Genomic DNA, 436 nt, shown 5'->3' on the forward strand with positions numbered 1-436 from the left:
GGCTTCATACGGGGAAATGGCGTCGGCAATGACAACGAGCACTATCCCCCCGCTTCGGACGCTTCGCGAGGGTCAGCGAAGACGGCAGAAGCAGATGGTGTGGAACACGGCAATTCGGGGCACTCAACCTCTGCAAACGCGCCGGAAGCAGCCGACCCTGGTGAGCCAGGCCTTGGTAGCCCGGGCCGCGGTAACTCCCAGCACGCTTCGGAGCCAGCGGAGCTGACTGAAGCTGGCTTCATACGGGGAAATGGCGTCGGCAATGACAACGAGCATCATCCCCCCGCTTCGGACACTTCGCGAGGGTCAGCGAAGACGGCAGAAGCAGATGGTGTGGAGCACGGCAATTCGGGGCACTCAACCTCTGCAAACGCGCCGGAAGCAGCCGACCCTGGTGAGCCAGGCCTTGGTAGCCCGGGCCGCGGTAACTCCCAGT

It is taken from the genome of Bradyrhizobium sp. CIR48, from assembly GCF_014198315.1.
GTDB lineage: Bacteria > Pseudomonadota > Alphaproteobacteria > Rhizobiales > Xanthobacteraceae > Bradyrhizobium.